The sequence below is a fragment of the Janthinobacterium sp. 344 genome (assembly GCF_900112025.1).
Classification (GTDB): Bacteria; Pseudomonadota; Gammaproteobacteria; order Burkholderiales; family Burkholderiaceae_D; genus Janthinobacterium.
The window spans coordinates 39,930-53,653 of sequence record NZ_FOKL01000008.1 but is presented as its reverse complement, the minus strand read 5'-3'; the positions used below and the strand labels follow the sequence as shown (position 1 = coordinate 53,653).

General features: G+C 56.9%; 14 protein-coding genes and 1 pseudogene. 10 read left to right on the top strand and 5 right to left on the bottom strand.

What is annotated here, in order from left to right; all coding sequences use genetic code 11:
- Positions 1 to 180: 180 nt before the first annotated feature.
- Both BM193_RS20585 and BM193_RS29155 read right to left on the bottom strand, forming a co-directional pair.
- Positions 181 to 504, bottom strand: coding sequence for a helix-turn-helix transcriptional regulator (locus tag BM193_RS20585; RefSeq protein ID WP_092800354.1), 324 nt, complete (start codon positions 502 to 504; stop codon positions 181 to 183).
- A gap of 855 nt (positions 505 to 1,359) precedes the next feature.
- A pseudogene (locus BM193_RS29155) lies at positions 1,360 to 1,497 on the bottom strand (IS6 family transposase); the annotation flags it as partial.
- 376 nt (positions 1,498 to 1,873) lie between these two features.
- On the opposite strand from BM193_RS29155, the gene BM193_RS20575 reads away from it, so the two are divergent.
- From BM193_RS20575 to BM193_RS20535, 9 genes are all read left to right on the top strand, one after another.
- Complete coding sequence (locus BM193_RS20575; protein ID WP_092800360.1) at positions 1,874 to 2,758, top strand: pentapeptide repeat-containing protein; 885 nt, start codon at positions 1,874 to 1,876, stop codon at positions 2,756 to 2,758.
- 844 nt (positions 2,759 to 3,602) lie between these two features.
- Positions 3,603 to 3,905 (top strand): KleE stable inheritance protein, encoded by a 303-nt coding sequence (gene kleE, locus BM193_RS20570; RefSeq protein ID WP_092800363.1) that lies wholly within the window; start codon positions 3,603 to 3,605, stop codon positions 3,903 to 3,905.
- A complete protein-coding gene (locus BM193_RS20565; protein WP_217638506.1) occupies positions 3,902 to 4,849 on the top strand; it encodes a ParB/RepB/Spo0J family partition protein in 948 nt (315 codons plus the stop codon). The genes kleE and BM193_RS20565 overlap by 4 nt, the downstream gene beginning before the upstream one ends.
- 133 nt (positions 4,850 to 4,982) lie before the next feature.
- Positions 4,983 to 5,312 carry a hypothetical protein gene (locus BM193_RS20560; RefSeq protein WP_092800366.1) on the top strand — a complete coding sequence of 110 codons (330 nt, stop codon included), beginning with the start codon at positions 4,983 to 4,985 and terminating at the stop codon, positions 5,310 to 5,312.
- A gap of 145 nt (positions 5,313 to 5,457) precedes the next feature.
- Positions 5,458 to 5,823, top strand: a complete 366-nt coding sequence (locus BM193_RS20555; RefSeq protein ID WP_092800369.1) for a helix-turn-helix transcriptional regulator — start codon at positions 5,458 to 5,460, stop codon at positions 5,821 to 5,823.
- A 3-nt stretch (positions 5,824 to 5,826) separates the two neighbouring features.
- Complete coding sequence (locus tag BM193_RS20550; protein WP_092800372.1) at positions 5,827 to 7,188, top strand: type II toxin-antitoxin system HipA family toxin; 1,362 nt, start codon at positions 5,827 to 5,829, stop codon at positions 7,186 to 7,188.
- A 115-nt stretch (positions 7,189 to 7,303) separates the two neighbouring features.
- The gene (locus BM193_RS20545; protein ID WP_086147511.1) at positions 7,304 to 7,648 is read left to right on the top strand and encodes a KfrB domain-containing protein; all 345 of its coding nucleotides are present in this window, start codon (positions 7,304 to 7,306) and stop codon (positions 7,646 to 7,648) included.
- A gap of 339 nt (positions 7,649 to 7,987) precedes the next feature.
- Positions 7,988 to 10,660, top strand: coding sequence for an ankyrin repeat domain-containing protein (locus BM193_RS20540; RefSeq protein ID WP_092800375.1), 2,673 nt, complete (start codon positions 7,988 to 7,990; stop codon positions 10,658 to 10,660).
- Between the two features lie 155 nt (positions 10,661 to 10,815).
- Complete coding sequence (locus tag BM193_RS20535; RefSeq protein WP_139176264.1) at positions 10,816 to 11,415, top strand: IncP plasmid survival protein KfrC family protein; 600 nt, start codon at positions 10,816 to 10,818, stop codon at positions 11,413 to 11,415.
- Here BM193_RS20535 and BM193_RS20530 read toward each other — a convergent pair.
- The 3 genes from BM193_RS20530 to BM193_RS20520 are packed head-to-tail and all read right to left on the bottom strand — an operon-like array spanning position 11,395 to position 12,949.
- Positions 11,395 to 11,832 (bottom strand): conjugal transfer protein TraM, encoded by a 438-nt coding sequence (locus BM193_RS20530; protein WP_092800381.1) that lies wholly within the window; start codon positions 11,830 to 11,832, stop codon positions 11,395 to 11,397. The genes BM193_RS20535 and BM193_RS20530 overlap by 21 nt on opposite strands.
- Positions 11,832 to 12,557 carry a nucleotide-binding protein gene (locus BM193_RS20525; RefSeq protein WP_092800384.1) on the bottom strand — a complete coding sequence of 242 codons (726 nt, stop codon included), beginning with the start codon at positions 12,555 to 12,557 and terminating at the stop codon, positions 11,832 to 11,834. Before BM193_RS20525 ends, BM193_RS20530 begins: the two co-directional genes overlap by 1 nt.
- On the bottom strand, positions 12,557 to 12,949 hold the full coding sequence (locus BM193_RS20520; RefSeq protein WP_092800387.1) for a TraK family protein: 393 nt from the start codon (positions 12,947 to 12,949) through the stop codon (positions 12,557 to 12,559). Before BM193_RS20520 ends, BM193_RS20525 begins: the two co-directional genes overlap by 1 nt.
- A 369-nt stretch (positions 12,950 to 13,318) precedes the next feature.
- Between BM193_RS20520 and traJ the strand changes: the two genes are divergently transcribed.
- Positions 13,319 to 13,696 (top strand): conjugal transfer transcriptional regulator TraJ, encoded by a 378-nt coding sequence (traJ, locus tag BM193_RS20515; protein ID WP_092800390.1) that lies wholly within the window; start codon positions 13,319 to 13,321, stop codon positions 13,694 to 13,696.
- Positions 13,697 to 13,724 lie beyond the last annotated feature (28 nt).

The window sequence follows — 13,724 nt, the reverse complement described above, 5'->3', positions numbered from 1 at the left end:
CAATACCTTTTCGCGCGAAGTATGCGAGCATGCGCTGGCACATCGCTTGCCAGACAGGAAGCCCCCCCGATGGCGCGACGATCTTTTTGATTAATGTAGCTTGCTGATGCAGACACGAACTTGTTTTTGCGCCAGCGCCACACCTACTGTCGCGCAATGGGATGTTTGCACGGGACATCCTTAAGCACGCTGACGCCTGGTGCGCGTGCTTAAACCATTCGCTGTCACTGTTTTCATGGACGTCGCCTGTATTGCAACCGGGACAGGAAGCCGTGCGGCAACGCACGCCTGCATCCAGTGCAGGATTTCACTCTTGAGCCAGGCCGATGAGCGGCCTTTGAGTTTTACCGGGGCCGGAAAGGTGCCATCCTTGATGCCTTCATAAACGCTGCTGCGGGATTTCCCGCAGGTGGCCAGCACTTCAGCCAAGCGGATGAAACGTTCCTCATTGAGCGTTGGAGTTGCGGGTGGCTCTGGGGTGGAAGGAAATGCGACTTGGGTCATGGTAGGCTCCTTTTGCTCCTCAGCGAGTGAGACAGGTTCGGTGCCAGTATGGCGGCAAAGACTCAGATCGGTTCGTTGAGGTCGTGTCGCCAGTGGCGGTGTGTCGACATTGTATTCACAATCATTATTCCGAAAATACGTAGTCAGTATCGATGGCGCATACGGCCAATACAACTGGAATCGGGCGGGTATATCGACTAGATCAAAGGTGTTTGCAGGCAGCTGCCACAAGGGCATTTGATGGTCTGTGCAGTTTTAGCTGCTAAAAATAGGTGTATGCAAGTGTGGCTTAAGTGAAGAGGTCTAATCAGGCCTGCTGATTTATGACGAGTACGAAGTTCACTTGCACCCTCAGGATTTATAATCGAAATTGATGTACCTCCCGAGTCGAGCAAAAATACATAGCTACTAGCTTACTTGACTACGCGGAAAATATTGCCATTCAATTGAAATTTAACTTTGTGGCGCTCCATGCTTACCCTCTTGATCACAGCACGAGTAAAGAGTTGCTTGTCAGTTGGTATGAGATGAGCGGTTTCGTACGAGAGTCTGCAGAGGGAAACCGGATGAAGAAAAATTTTCTGCCCCGAAGAAGTAGGCGGTGTCCAGGCCGCACATTTCGAATACTGCTGACCAATGAGGTCAACCACTGATACGAGATCAGCCTTGGCAGCGCTAGCCACCGATTCAACGTTGAGAGTGAGAATGTAAATGCCGTACTGGAAAAATCCGTCTTCGGATCTGTAATACGACAGAGCTCCTTGATCAAGGTCTCAGCGATTCGTCAGCTCCCAGCGACCGGGTCATTGTCTTAGGGGTCATCTTCTTGACGTGCAGAAGGATATGGATCGTCCGTCGATTAATCGATGAGCGGTCGACCGATACACCACGCTCTTCCATCATTTCTTTCAAATGCCGGTAGTGTAGCAAGTAAGTTGCATACCAGCGCATGCAAACCAGGATCACATCGATCATCTCTTTGAAGTTGGGCATAGCGAGTTCCGTGTTTGGACTCGGAGGCCACCTGATCGATCTCCGACTGGTTGCTAATGCGACAGAGTCAGAAATTATAGGCGAAAAGTCGAAATTATTCGTTAAACGTCTTTATAATCTAGTGGTTCTTGACAGTTAAAAAAATTCTGAGCAATGCATTCAGCGCATTTTATACTGTTTCTCGGCATCCTCCGAAGGCCAGATGCGAAAATAACTACAGCATTCAATAGAATGTAGTTCGCACTGACTTTTTAAAAATTTTCTAATTATTAATGGTTGGTATAAATTTTATTTATGGAATAAATTCCTCTTCCTGAGATTTAATAAATCGCGACAATAAACTTAATTAAATTAATATCTGTGAGTAAATAATATAATGAAAAATAGTAAAAATTTCTTGTTTTCATCATTGATGAAAGATGCTCGAGTTAAGACGTTGATTTATCTTTTTGCATTATTTTTAATCATCATAGCTACCTCAACGATTCTATATGAAAAACTTCCATTGCTTTTTGAATTTTCTCTTTGGGGGCAAGACTCTTTTTATGCGGGGATTGTTACTAATATGCATAGCAGTGCAATCGATTTTCTTTTTTTTAGTATTGGCTTGTATGTTGTTATGATTAAACATGAAAAACAAGAAAAAATTAAAAAATATAAAGAGAATATTGATGATACTCGATTCTTGTTTTCGGAGGAGGCTGCATTTAAAAATTATGCGAACATAAGAAGACTTCAAGAGCTGGGTATAAAGTCCATTGATTTATCAAAATGCACATTAGCTAAAACAAAACCAAAAAATCTAGATCTTTCAAAATCGATGGCAATGGGGGCGCTTTTAGATTTGACGAACTTTAGTGCATCAAAATTTATCGAGACGAATTTTCGAGGAGCATCTGCCAATAGTGCGACATTCAACAAAGTGCATATTCACAATTGCTGTATGCGGTATCTAAAGTTCAAGAATGGAAGGATGATGGCAAGTGCACTAGAAGATGTGGATTTTTTCAAAGCAGAACTCGAGGACGCGAATTTTCATGCAACGCGCTTTAAGAACTGTAGCTTTAAGAATGCATCGCTGAATGGATGTAATATGGAACGTGCCGACCTTCGGCAGTGTTTTGATTTAACTGTAGAACAGCTAGTTACGTGCAAAAGCCTTAAATATGCAAAGCTTGATGCAAATTTAGAAAGTGCCGTTAGAGCAATAAGACCTGATCTACTCGGGCCAAAATCTACTACAAAGCCTACTAAACCCTGACTAAAAAACACTCATAAAATGTGTTTTAGTCAGGGAGAATCGAACACCCCAGTCCAATCAAATTGCTTTGAGTAGACCTCACCAGATGACTGTTCAAGCATTTTACACAAATTATCACGTTTGTCAAATGGGTTCGGACGAATTGCTGATAATTCCCGCTTATAGAACGCGCCAAAATTGAAGTCAAGCAGCAAAAGCAAGGTTCAGTTTTCGTGTGATGCCGCCAAGCGCCATGTCGCCCCGGCTGTGATGGAGAGTATACTGCCAGCGTGCAGATTCCTGGATCTTATTGAGCGCACCAAGCAGGCTTTCGCAGTGGACTGTGCTTTTATAGCGTTCAGAAGCAGCCGCTGTGCTGCTGCTTCGAACCAATATTACATCTTCCGTCGTCCGTTATGGTGAAGGAGGGGCACATTGAATACATTTGCATTACGATAGCTGTTCGATAGTGTGCTTTTTTCGCCTGAACCTCCTCATTCTGTTATCTATGTCACCTACTATCGAAACCCTCTTGCATCGCTCGGCCGAGTTTCGCATCTCCTAATGTGGCGCTTTGTGAACTGCACAATGATCACTTCGAATTACTGGTGCAATTGGTGGTTGCTGCGGACGGTGATTCAACATGGATACGCACGTGATACCGACTGAAACACGGCGGTGGTTATTCCCGTGTGCCCAATACTTCATGGCGGCGCTCAATCGGGCCTTTTTTAGCAGCTAAAAATTACGCCAATGGCAGAACCAGACCTTGTTCTGGATCAAAGTCGCTTACGGCTGGTGGAGCGACGATAGGTTCTGCCGACATATCAGTTGCACTGGTGCCGCGAAGCGGGGGGGAGGACGTATGGCAGACATCATTCAGTTTCCACCGGTACCACGCAAGGCGAAAGCGCCGCCGCTCCCGCCCGCGCCTGTTCCGCCGCCGGGCCGGCCTGGCCTGCGCACCGTCCTGTGGGTCATCGTCACGCTGTGCTGGCCATTGCTGCGTTTCATCATGGTGTGCGACGTGCTGTTCCAGCTGCTGCGTGCGCTGGTGCTGTGGGATACGCCTGGCGCGCATGCCGGATGGACCTTGCTGCTGCACTATGGCTTTTTCTGCTACCTGACCTGGTTTGTGGCGTACGGCAAGCCGGACCAGCCGCGATGAAGAAGGCATCCGCGCCGCCGGGCGCCAGCAGCGGCCGCGCGCCGGAGGGCAGGCCGCTGGCGCTGCCGCTTGAACATATCGACGAAGACCCAATGCAGCCGCGCTCGGCCGCAAATCCGGGCTTTACGGTGCATAGCCTGGCCGAACTCGCTGCCTCTATCCGCATGCGCGGCATCAAGACGCCGATCTCCGTACGCCATCATCCCGACCGGCCCGGCCGCTACATCATCAATCACGGCGCGCGCCGCTACCGCGCATCGCGGCTGGCGCAACTGGCGACTATCCCCGGCTTTATCGACGACGACTACAGCGAGACCGACCAGGTCGTGGAAAACCTGCAGCGCAACGAGCTGACGGCGCGGGAAATTGCCAATTACATCGGCCGCGAACTGTCGAAGGGGCTGAAGCGGGGGCAGATCGCCAGCAACATTAGCAAGTCCGCCGCCTTCGTGACACAGCATGCGGCCCTGCTGGACTTGCCCGAACCCGTCGCCCTGGCGTTCAACGAGGGTAGGGTACGCGACGTGACGACGGTGAATGAACTGGTGACGGCCTACAAGTCGCACCCGGGCGAGGTGGCGGCCTGGCTGCGCGAGGACGAACCGGAGATCACGCGTAGCGCCGTCAAGTTGCTGCGCGCATTTCTCGGGGCGAAGTTTGGCGAGGAGGACGAGATCACCCACGGAACCGGCGACGCCACAGTCGTGCCATCGGCCGCAGGTCCGCCCGCATCTGCGCAGGCCACTCTTGCCACGCCGGCTGGTGCCAGCCGCTGGCGCTGCACGGGCATTCTCGTGCGCCATGGCCAAGGCGAAGGCGTGCTGGTGCTGGGACGCAGGCCTGGCGGGGAAGGGTTGGCCTGGCTGCGGCGCGCCGATGGCGTCGAAGTGGAGGTGGCGCTCGCCGGGCTTGTGCCGCTCAGGCTGCTGGGCGCGGGTGACTGACGCATCCGTGGGACATGGCGCTTGCCGCGCGGATCAGGGCCGGTGCTACACTGCGGCTCTTGTGCTGTGCCGCAGTTTCCGCCAGCGTGTCTTGAAGTGCAGACGGAACCGTCCAATTATTTGTCATGCGACCATGAATGACTTGTTGACCTACATCGGTGCTATTTTCAACCTGCCCAGCCAGGCTGTTATCGAGCGGCGCGATATCGCGCAATCCTTCTGGCAGGAGGACGGCTTTGAGGTACGACAGGAAGTGGCCACTTATTACTTCAGCAATGGCGTGGTGGTGCGGCGCACGTCCGAAGAGGATAGCTTTCCATCGCAGGCGGCCTGCGCGGAGTGCTGGATCACCTATGAAGTGCCATCGAACGGGCTGGCGCCGGTGGAGGTGCAGCCAGCGGTCAGGCGCTTTGACAGTCGCTGCCGCGAAGCGTTCTGGTTGAAATTCCACAGCGCCAACTGAGCCGCTGGCTTGCTGGCGGTGCCCGGCAGTCATCGACTGGAATATCCAAGATACAGTCTATGGACTGTAAAGTGGAATTACAGTCTTTTTCTTGTAATTGCGTTTGACAGTTCCTATACTGTAGATACACATCCTAGGACACGCCATGGACTATCCGATCCGATCCTTGCAGCACTTGCGGCCGATTCTCGTGGGCTTCCGCAAGCAGGCCGGCCTGTCGCAGCAGGCGCTGGCGGAGCAGCTGGGCATCACGCAGCAAAGCTATGCGCAGATCGAAGCCAATCCCGCCTCGACAAGCGTTGAGCGCCTGTACACGGTGCTGCGGCTGTTGGGGGCCGAACTGCTGCTCTCGCCAGCCGGGCAGCCATCCCCGGATGCCGCCATCGCGCAGGAGGCAACCGATGCGGGGCCGCCCGCCGCCCGCCTCGCGCGCCAGCGTGCACCCGGTCCCGCGCGGCCGGAGGCGCCGGCAAGGCAGGAGCCTCCACCATCGGCCAGGGAGCGCTGGTAAGCTATGGGCCGGCGAGCGCATGCGCAGCGCCTGCACCTATGGCTGAACGGCATGCCCGTCGCCTACTGGGACGCGTCCGCTGGCACCTCGGCGCTGACCTACTTTGACGCCTGGATCGACGACGAGGCCGGACGGCCGCTGTCGCTGTCGATGCCTTTCAAGCCGCAGGGCGGCGCCTATCGCGGCCCGCTGGTGCAGAATTATTTCGACAACCTCCTGCCTGACAGCGAACCGATCCGCCGCCGCATGGCCCAGCACTTCCAGACCGGCGGCATCGCGCCGTACCAGTTGCTCGCTGCGGCCGGGCGCGACTGTGTCGGCGCCATCCAGCTATTGCCGCCCGGCGAGGTACCCACGGACCTGTTTACCATCACGGGCGAGGCGCTGGACGAGGCTGGCGTGGCGAGGATACTGCGCAACACGGTCGCGGAAGCCCCGTTCGGGCATCCAGGCGCGGAGCCGGACCTGCGCCTGTCGATTGCCGGAGCGCAGGAAAAGACGGCCTTGCTATGGCATCGCGGCCAGTGGCACCGTCCCACCGGCAGCACGCCGACGACGCACATACTGAAGTTACCCATGGGGCTGGTGGGCAATATGCGTGCCGACATGCGCACCTCGGTGGAAAACGAATGGCTGTGTTCGCAGATCATGTACGCGTTCGGCTTGCCCACGGCGCCATGCCGCATCGCCACTTTCGAGGAACTGAAGACGCTGGTGGTGGAGCGCTTCGACCGCAGGCTGTCGGGTGATGGCAGCTGGATTGTCCGGCTGCCGCAGGAGGATTTTTGCCAGGCGACCGGCACGCCGCCCCTGCACAAGTACCAGGCCGATGGCGGGCCGGGCATCAGCCGCATCATGGACATCCTGCTGGGCTCTGCACAGGCCGAGGCAGACCGCCATCGCTTCTTCAAGATCCAGCTGGTGTTTTGGCTGCTGGCGGCGACCGATGGCCATGCGAAGAACTTCAGCATTTTCCATTTGCCGCACAGCCGTTTCCAGTCGACGCCGCTCTACGACGTGCTGTCCGCCCATCCCATCATCGGCCCCGGCGCGCACCAGCTGCCGCGCCAGGATGCCCGGCTGGCGATGGCCGTGCGCGGCGCCAGCAACCATTACCACCTGGAGCAGATCCAGCGGCGCCACTGGCTGAGCCAGGCGCGCCAGGCCAGTTTCGGCGCGGCCGCGGCGCAGGACGTGATCGGCGAGGTGCTAGGGTATGTCGATGGGGTGGTGGCCGCCATGTATGGCTTGCTGCCGCCCGGCTTTCCTGCGGATCTTGCCGACGCCATCCTGCAGGGCATTTCCCGTCAGGCGCGGCGGCTCATGGATATGCCGGATGGCGAAATTGGCGCCGGGCCAGTTTGATGTGTACCACATCGCAGGCATTTAGCTGCCCAGTGGCAAGTATCGCGTCTTAAAATGGCCCATCGCCGAACGATTCGGCCGCTGTCACGTCCTACCGATAAACAGGAGCGTATTGATGAAGCAAAGAGTCTTGGTGATGAACGGGCAGCGCCTGCTGCAAAACGAGCAGGGCGGACAGTGGGCCACCAGCAAGGTGGACAAGGCAGGGGCGATCAAGCCCGGCATCTACGATATTTATCTTGCAGGTAATGCCGACAAGGCCAAGACGTATGCCGGCGTCATCGTGCACGCCGATGGCGCCAGCGTGTACCAGCAGGTTGGCAAGACATTGATCAAGCACGCCGCCAGCGATTTCGCTAAAGTACCTGGGACGGGCATCGATACCAGTGTCAGCTACGAGGACGGCCAGGCGCACAGCAGCAGTGCCAGCGTCAAACAGGGGCGCAAGCTGAGCCGGTAGGGCGTTGCCCAGCAGTTGATACAGAAGGCAGGACGGCGCATCGGCAGCCCTGTAGATGCTGCACTGCGTTCCACGTCCCCGTGTGCCTGATGATAATCGTGCGCACAATGATTACAAGGCCATCTATTCCGGCGAAGTCTCTAAGCCGAAGCGTATCGCGCGCCGGGCCTTCGCCAGTCGAGCTTAGTGCCACTGGTGAATTCTTTCGCGCACTTGCCATGAATTCCCGCATACCTTCCGATTCCACTCCCAGATCGCAGGGGTGTACGCCACAATTCGTTTCTTGATTCTGCGTGCCACAGTATTCTTTGGCGGACTTAATAACTTATCGGAAAACCCATGGCCATATTTCCAACTTTCGAGAGCATTCTTCTGGAAGTCCATCAAAGTCTCGCGCCGCATGGCGGTGTTATTTTGCAATCAGTGCAGAAGGCCCGCTTCGCTCAACTTGACAAAGAACTCCATGGCCATCTGGCCTTGGGTAGCGCTTTGCTAAATGATATTTTCCAAGAGCTCGGTTTTGATGGTGCAGCTACACGCGACGCATTGCACAACATTATCGAATCCTCTGGATTTCATACGCAACTAGAACTTGAAACATGGACGTACGATGCCGATACACGCCAAATTGCATGGTATATGCTCGGTTACACTGTAGTTCCCGAAATGGGCCGCCGCCTGGCTTTTTGGAATATGTCTGGCGATACGCAAATAGGCATGCCACATGGCGGTTTCTGGTTTCTGCCGCAGGAAGCTAGGGACGGGGAAAAGAATGCCCTGAGCATGCCGGTTACGCATGTCATGGACTGGCTGAACGATTTGCTCGGGCAAACCACCTATGCCATTGCGGACGAGAGTTTTCGTAAGAACTTGTATAACTGGCGCAAGGGCGACTTGCCAGACAACAAAAGCATTGGAGCGTATTTCGCAGATTGCGTGGACCTTGATTTCCAGGGATGTTTTGCCGACGATGTCCAGATGAGCGAAGATGATCGTTTTGCCAGTGCACTCAGTTTCGTCGCCCGAAAGAATCTTGATGCGGACAAGCTGCGTACCGAGCTCGCCATGCCTCACGCTGGCGCTATCGAGAGTATCCTTGGTAACACTGCAACGATGCCAGTCAAGCTGCATTTTCTTGAACTGCTCGCGGCACGGTACGCACGGCCAACGATGCAGACGATCAGGCAGCGGCTATACACGGCGAGGATGTTCCAGGATGGCTATGAGCGGCTGGTGCGGTTCCTCTGCCCTGGAATAGACAAACGCTGTTCCGATCCACTACAGAACAAAGTACTGCAATTGATCTGGCTTTTCGAGTATACATACCGGCTGACTATCGAGGCAGAGCGACTTGGCAAGGGCTATGGTTCCACGGACGCATGGTTTGAGCAGCAACTGCCAGAATGGCTTGCGCATGAGCTGTTTCTTGCCATATTGCCGTCGTGTCGGCACAAAGGGGCAAGCGAACTTGGCTACAAGCTGAGCTCCAGGTTTTCGCAGATGAATGGCGGTGAGAAGCTGGAAGACTTGTTCCTGCCCCATGCGCCCTTAAACCTGCCCATTATCGAAAGAAACACTCAGCGTTTGCGGCAAGAAGCGTCTGAAGCTTTGGCTTGCATGCAGCTAAATGAACGCATCAGAGCCGGATCCCCATTCCGTGCCTTGCAGGCATCAAGCAGTCAGCAGGCAGTATCTTCTGTCGCACATAATCCGGAGGTTCCCCCGACAGTCCGTTTGATGGCGCTTGAACGTCTGCGCCAGTTACCGCAGAATCCGTACTGGTCGATCGATGCTGTGCTTGCTGAACTCCATCTCTACTTGAATAATGACCGAAAACAGCGGCCTGATGACTGCGAAGCGCGTGTCGTACAACTCATTTCAATAGCGCAAGCTGCTCCTGCAGCGGAGGCATTTAAAGCCGTGATCTTGCAGTATCAGGCGAAGCACAGACTTGCCATGAATGATTTTGATGGCGCCGCAGCTCTATTCAAGGTGGCATTCGATGCTTGCCTGGAACGGTCTTATGGCCCTATGCGGGGGGAGATTGCCAGGGACGCCTTTGCGCTGGCTGTTGCCAAGCGCCCACTGCAACGCGCAGACGAACGATTTTACCGCTCAGCACTGTTTTTTGGGCAGATTGAGGGGGCGAACCCTTCCTTCGAGGACGCAGCGGCAGCCATGGCTGAATATTTCTGGGAGGATCTCTACTTACCATACCCAGATTATGAAATCGAAATGGCCCCGTTGAAGAGCCAGTGCGACAGTCTGGTTGCAGAACCATTGTTGCTGTTCGGGAAAAATGACGGACAAGATATCACGGAGTGGATGACCAGGAATAGCAATCTGAAAAACAAGCGGCTGCGCGACGTACGAGGGGATACCGTTGTCACTCTATGGATGAAAATGTTGCATGAGTTTGAAAGATCACTGCCACGATTGAAGCAACTGTTCCGTGATGCTGAACAGGCCAAGATGAAACGTCCCGAAGCGCTATGCGCATGCTGGCGCCAGGCAATTGGCATTGTTGCAACCAAGTGGGGAGGTCTACTGGATATGTCCGACTTCAAAGGGCAGACTGCGCTGATGCTTGCAGCCGACTATGGTGACGTAGAATTGCTCCAGAGCTTGCTTGAGGCAGGAGCCAGCCCCGACCGGCAGGATTTCCTGGGCCGCACCGCCGTGCATGCGGCGGTGGCTGCACATTGCTGGACGGCCGTTCAACTGCTGCTGGGTGCCGAGCCTGATCTAACCCTTGCTGCCGGTGCGGAGAAAAATAATGTACTGCATACGGCAGTCAGGATGGGCAGTCCCCGGATTGTCTCTGGATTACTGGCGCACTCTCAGGCGCTCAAAGAGATCAAAAACGCCATGGGAGAAACACCGGCAATGCTTGCTGAGCGGATTGTCAATGATCTGCCAGCACATGCACTGAGGTTTAAAAGGGAAGGCAGGACTACTGGTAGTGCGGCAGATTATGCGGAGATCAGTAAATTGCTGGCTGCACATGGTTAGTTGTCGCCAGCGTGTATCAGCAGGTCGGCAAGACATTGATCAAGCACGCCGCCAGCGATTTCGCTAAAGTAGCTGGGACGGGCATCGATACCAGTGTCAAACAGGGGCGCAAGCTGAGCCGGTAGGGCAGAGCCCGCTAAAACCGGAGGCGGATCATGAAACTATCGATGGAGCGGCCGCAGCAAGGCAGGACTGCTAGCTCTGGCGCGCGAGGTGGGGCCGAGATGCAGGCCGATGCGCAGCTTTACCAGGCAGCGGAGGAGCAACTGGAGCAGGCGGCAATGCTGGATGCCGCCCCGCTGGACACACAGTATGGCGCGGCACTGGCTGCGCAGCTCGAGGCCAAGCACGAGCAGGTCGAGCGCATCGAGGACAGGCTGGAGAACCTGATCGAGTCGCAGGCATCGCGCCTGCAGCGCACGCAGATGCAGCAGCCGGGCTTGCTGGCCTTTCCCGCCACGCGCGCGCAGTGGCAGCAGCAGGTGCAGCAGCAACAGAAAACCATGCAGCGCCTGCTGGGCCGCCTGGAACTGGTGCGCGAGGTACGCGACAGCATGGGCGTGCACGCGCCGCGCATCTCGGAACTGGCCGCGCGCAAGCTGCGTACCCGGCATCCCGCGCTGGCCAGCGAGTGGGATGCACAGCAGCAGGCGCAGCGCCTGGAAAAGCTGCGGCTGCAGCAAGGCCCCGAGCGCAGCCATGTACTGCAAGCCGGTCGCGGTGCGCGGCTGGGCTTATCTCAGCACGGCCCATGAGGCCACGGCCGCCGCCAGCATGGCCAGGCAGCCGGCGGCGACATTCAACAGGGCGATGGCATGCGCGGCGCGCACGGGACGGGCGAGTTGCAGCAAGGCGCCGTCGATTTCCTGGCGCGCGGTCCTTGCCGCCTGCTGGCCTCCTTCCTGCATGGCGGCTGCCATGGCTTCCCGGGCGGCGGCCAGTGCCGCGTTGACGATGCGTTCGGCCTTTTCCTTGGCGTCCGTGCTCCAGCGCCGCGACAGCTCCTCCATTTCCTCCTTGAACCGATCCAGCTGGACTTGCTGGGCCCTGGCGCTGTCCTGCATCAGGCGGCTGTTGATGGTCTGCAAAACAAGGATGGGGTCGTCGCGCGCGACGGCGATGCCATGTTTCGCTGCAATTTCCCGCAGCAGTTCCTCGGTCTGGTCGCCCATCACAGCACCATCGCGGCATCGAGTTCGCCGTACACCAGGCGCCGGATGATGCTCAGGCGCTGGCGCGTCATGATGGGCAGTGCGGGCATGGCCAGCGCCTCGTCGAAGGTCAGGCGCTGCTGCAGCATGCCGGCCAGGTCGCGCCCGAAGGTTTCCTTCTTCAAGACGGGCAGCCGGACGATGGCAGACAGGCGTTCACGGTTGGCCAGATAGGTCTTCATCTGCTCGAAACCATTGCCCTCGTGCTCGACCGGCCCCCAGTAGGGATTGAGCCAGGCGATGAAGCGGGTTTCCGGCGGAAACTGGCTGGCCAGGTGGGCGAAGCCGCTGATGGTATCGAGCAGGGCCTGGCCGCCCGTGATCACGGTGTGCACCACCAGCAAATGATCGAGTTCCGCCAGCAAGGCCGGGATCTGGTTGCTGATCAGGTAGTGCGACAGCGGCACGAAGGAACTGGCGCCGTTGTCGATGATGGCGTCTCCCTGCGCCTGCGCCACCAGGTCGATCAGGGCGTCGAAGCCGCGCGGATTGATTTCTTCCTCTTCCATCAGGTCGATGCGCCGGACCTGCAGCGCCTGGTAGCCATGGAAGGTGGCATTCACGGGATCGGTGTCGATGCACAGCGGCGTGCGGGCCTTGCTGAGCATGTACTGGGCGAGGATGGCAGCGATCAGCGACTTGCCGACACCGCCTTTTCCCTGCAGCAACATATGGATATGGGCCATTACAGTAGCTCCTTTTTGTCCGGGATCGGGTTGAAATGGAAGCCGGCCGGCGCTGGCGCCGGGCGGGGTGTCACGGCGTCCGGTTTCCCGGAAGCCGCGCGGGACTGGCGGGATGCCAGTCGCTGCGGCGCCACGCCTTGTCCAGCCGTTTCCTCGGCCGGTGTGGAGGCTTTCAGCATGCGGTGCACGTGCTTCAGGAACGTGTCGTAGCCGAACGGTACGCGTCCCGAGGCATACATATGGCGCCAGATGGTATTCATGGGAAAGCCCGCCGCCAGTGCGGCGCGTACATCGTCGCTGACGGCGAGGAAGGCGACCAGGTATTGGTCGCGCTTGGCCGGCTTGCTGCATTTGATCCAGTCACTCAGTTGTTCGGCATAGGGTTTCTCCATGGTATTTATTCCCCTTCACGCTATGCGGAAGATGCACTGTTACACCACAAAACTGGCACGGTTGAACCACCAATCTGACACGGTTGAAGCCTGATATGCCACGGTTGGAGGCAAATAAGGCCTTTAAAGGCCTTTTCGGAATAGTGACCGATAAAATCCGCTCCGTTTTGTGCCAGAACAAGGGTTAAATCGAAAGCCTGTCCTACGATTAAATGGCTCGGTCGCCGTGCGGGCCGGGGCAGGATAGGTGAAGTTAGCTAACCGGCGGGCCGGTTATCTCTCTTCACGGTGCCTTATTCGCGCCTGCGGCGCTCAACGGACATCCTGCTCTGCGAGGCCTGCGCGTGCCGCGCTAACCGCGAGGACGCCATGCAAGAAGCAGGACACGCCATCACCCGCAAGGCCCGGCAGCTGCGCGTGCCGGTGCTGCCAGACGAAGAGGCGCAGATCAAGCGGCTGGCAGCCGCGGCCGGGCTGCCGGTGGCGGCCTATCTGCGCAGGGTCGGGCTGGGCCATCGGCTGCCGGGCATCCTCGATCACCGGCGCGTCGAGGAACTGGCGCGCATCAATGGCGACCTGGGCCGATTGGGTGGCCTGCTGAAGCTGTGGCTGACCAACGACGAGCGCACTGCCGCGTTCGGCGAGGCGACGATCCGCGCCGTGCTGGCCAAGATCGCCGATACCCAGGATGAAATGCATGCCGTCATGCGTGCCGTAGTCTTGCCGCAACAGGGGCGCGGACTTTAGCAGCTAAAAAATTGGCTGCACTGGCCGG

Excerpts from the sequence above, each read along its gene's own strand:
- BM193_RS20530 (WP_092800381.1), bottom strand. The coding sequence starts at position 11,832 with ATGGGCGACCAGACCGAGGAACTGCTGCGGGAAATTGCAGCGAAACAT.
- BM193_RS20545 (WP_086147511.1), top strand. The coding sequence starts at position 7,304 with ATGAAGCAAAGAGTCTTGGTGATGAACGGGCAGCGCCTGCTGCAAAAC.
- kleE (WP_092800363.1), top strand. The coding sequence starts at position 3,603 with ATGGCAGACATCATTCAGTTTCCACCGGTACCACGCAAGGCGAAAGCG.
- BM193_RS20555 (WP_092800369.1), top strand. The coding sequence starts at position 5,458 with ATGGACTATCCGATCCGATCCTTGCAGCACTTGCGGCCGATTCTCGTG.
- BM193_RS20560 (WP_092800366.1), top strand. The coding sequence starts at position 4,983 with ATGAATGACTTGTTGACCTACATCGGTGCTATTTTCAACCTGCCCAGC.
- traJ (WP_092800390.1), top strand. The coding sequence starts at position 13,319 with ATGCAAGAAGCAGGACACGCCATCACCCGCAAGGCCCGGCAGCTGCGC.
- BM193_RS20575 (WP_092800360.1), top strand. The coding sequence starts at position 1,874 with ATGAAAAATAGTAAAAATTTCTTGTTTTCATCATTGATGAAAGATGCT.
- BM193_RS20550 (WP_092800372.1), top strand. The coding sequence starts at position 5,827 with ATGGGCCGGCGAGCGCATGCGCAGCGCCTGCACCTATGGCTGAACGGC.
- BM193_RS20585 (WP_092800354.1), bottom strand. The coding sequence starts at position 504 with ATGACCCAAGTCGCATTTCCTTCCACCCCAGAGCCACCCGCAACTCCA.
- BM193_RS20540 (WP_092800375.1), top strand. The coding sequence starts at position 7,988 with ATGGCCATATTTCCAACTTTCGAGAGCATTCTTCTGGAAGTCCATCAA.
- BM193_RS20520 (WP_092800387.1), bottom strand. The coding sequence starts at position 12,949 with ATGGAGAAACCCTATGCCGAACAACTGAGTGACTGGATCAAATGCAGC.
- BM193_RS20525 (WP_092800384.1), bottom strand. The coding sequence starts at position 12,557 with ATGGCCCATATCCATATGTTGCTGCAGGGAAAAGGCGGTGTCGGCAAG.
- BM193_RS20565 (WP_217638506.1), top strand. The coding sequence starts at position 3,902 with ATGAAGAAGGCATCCGCGCCGCCGGGCGCCAGCAGCGGCCGCGCGCCG.
- BM193_RS20535 (WP_139176264.1), top strand. The coding sequence starts at position 10,816 with ATGAAACTATCGATGGAGCGGCCGCAGCAAGGCAGGACTGCTAGCTCT.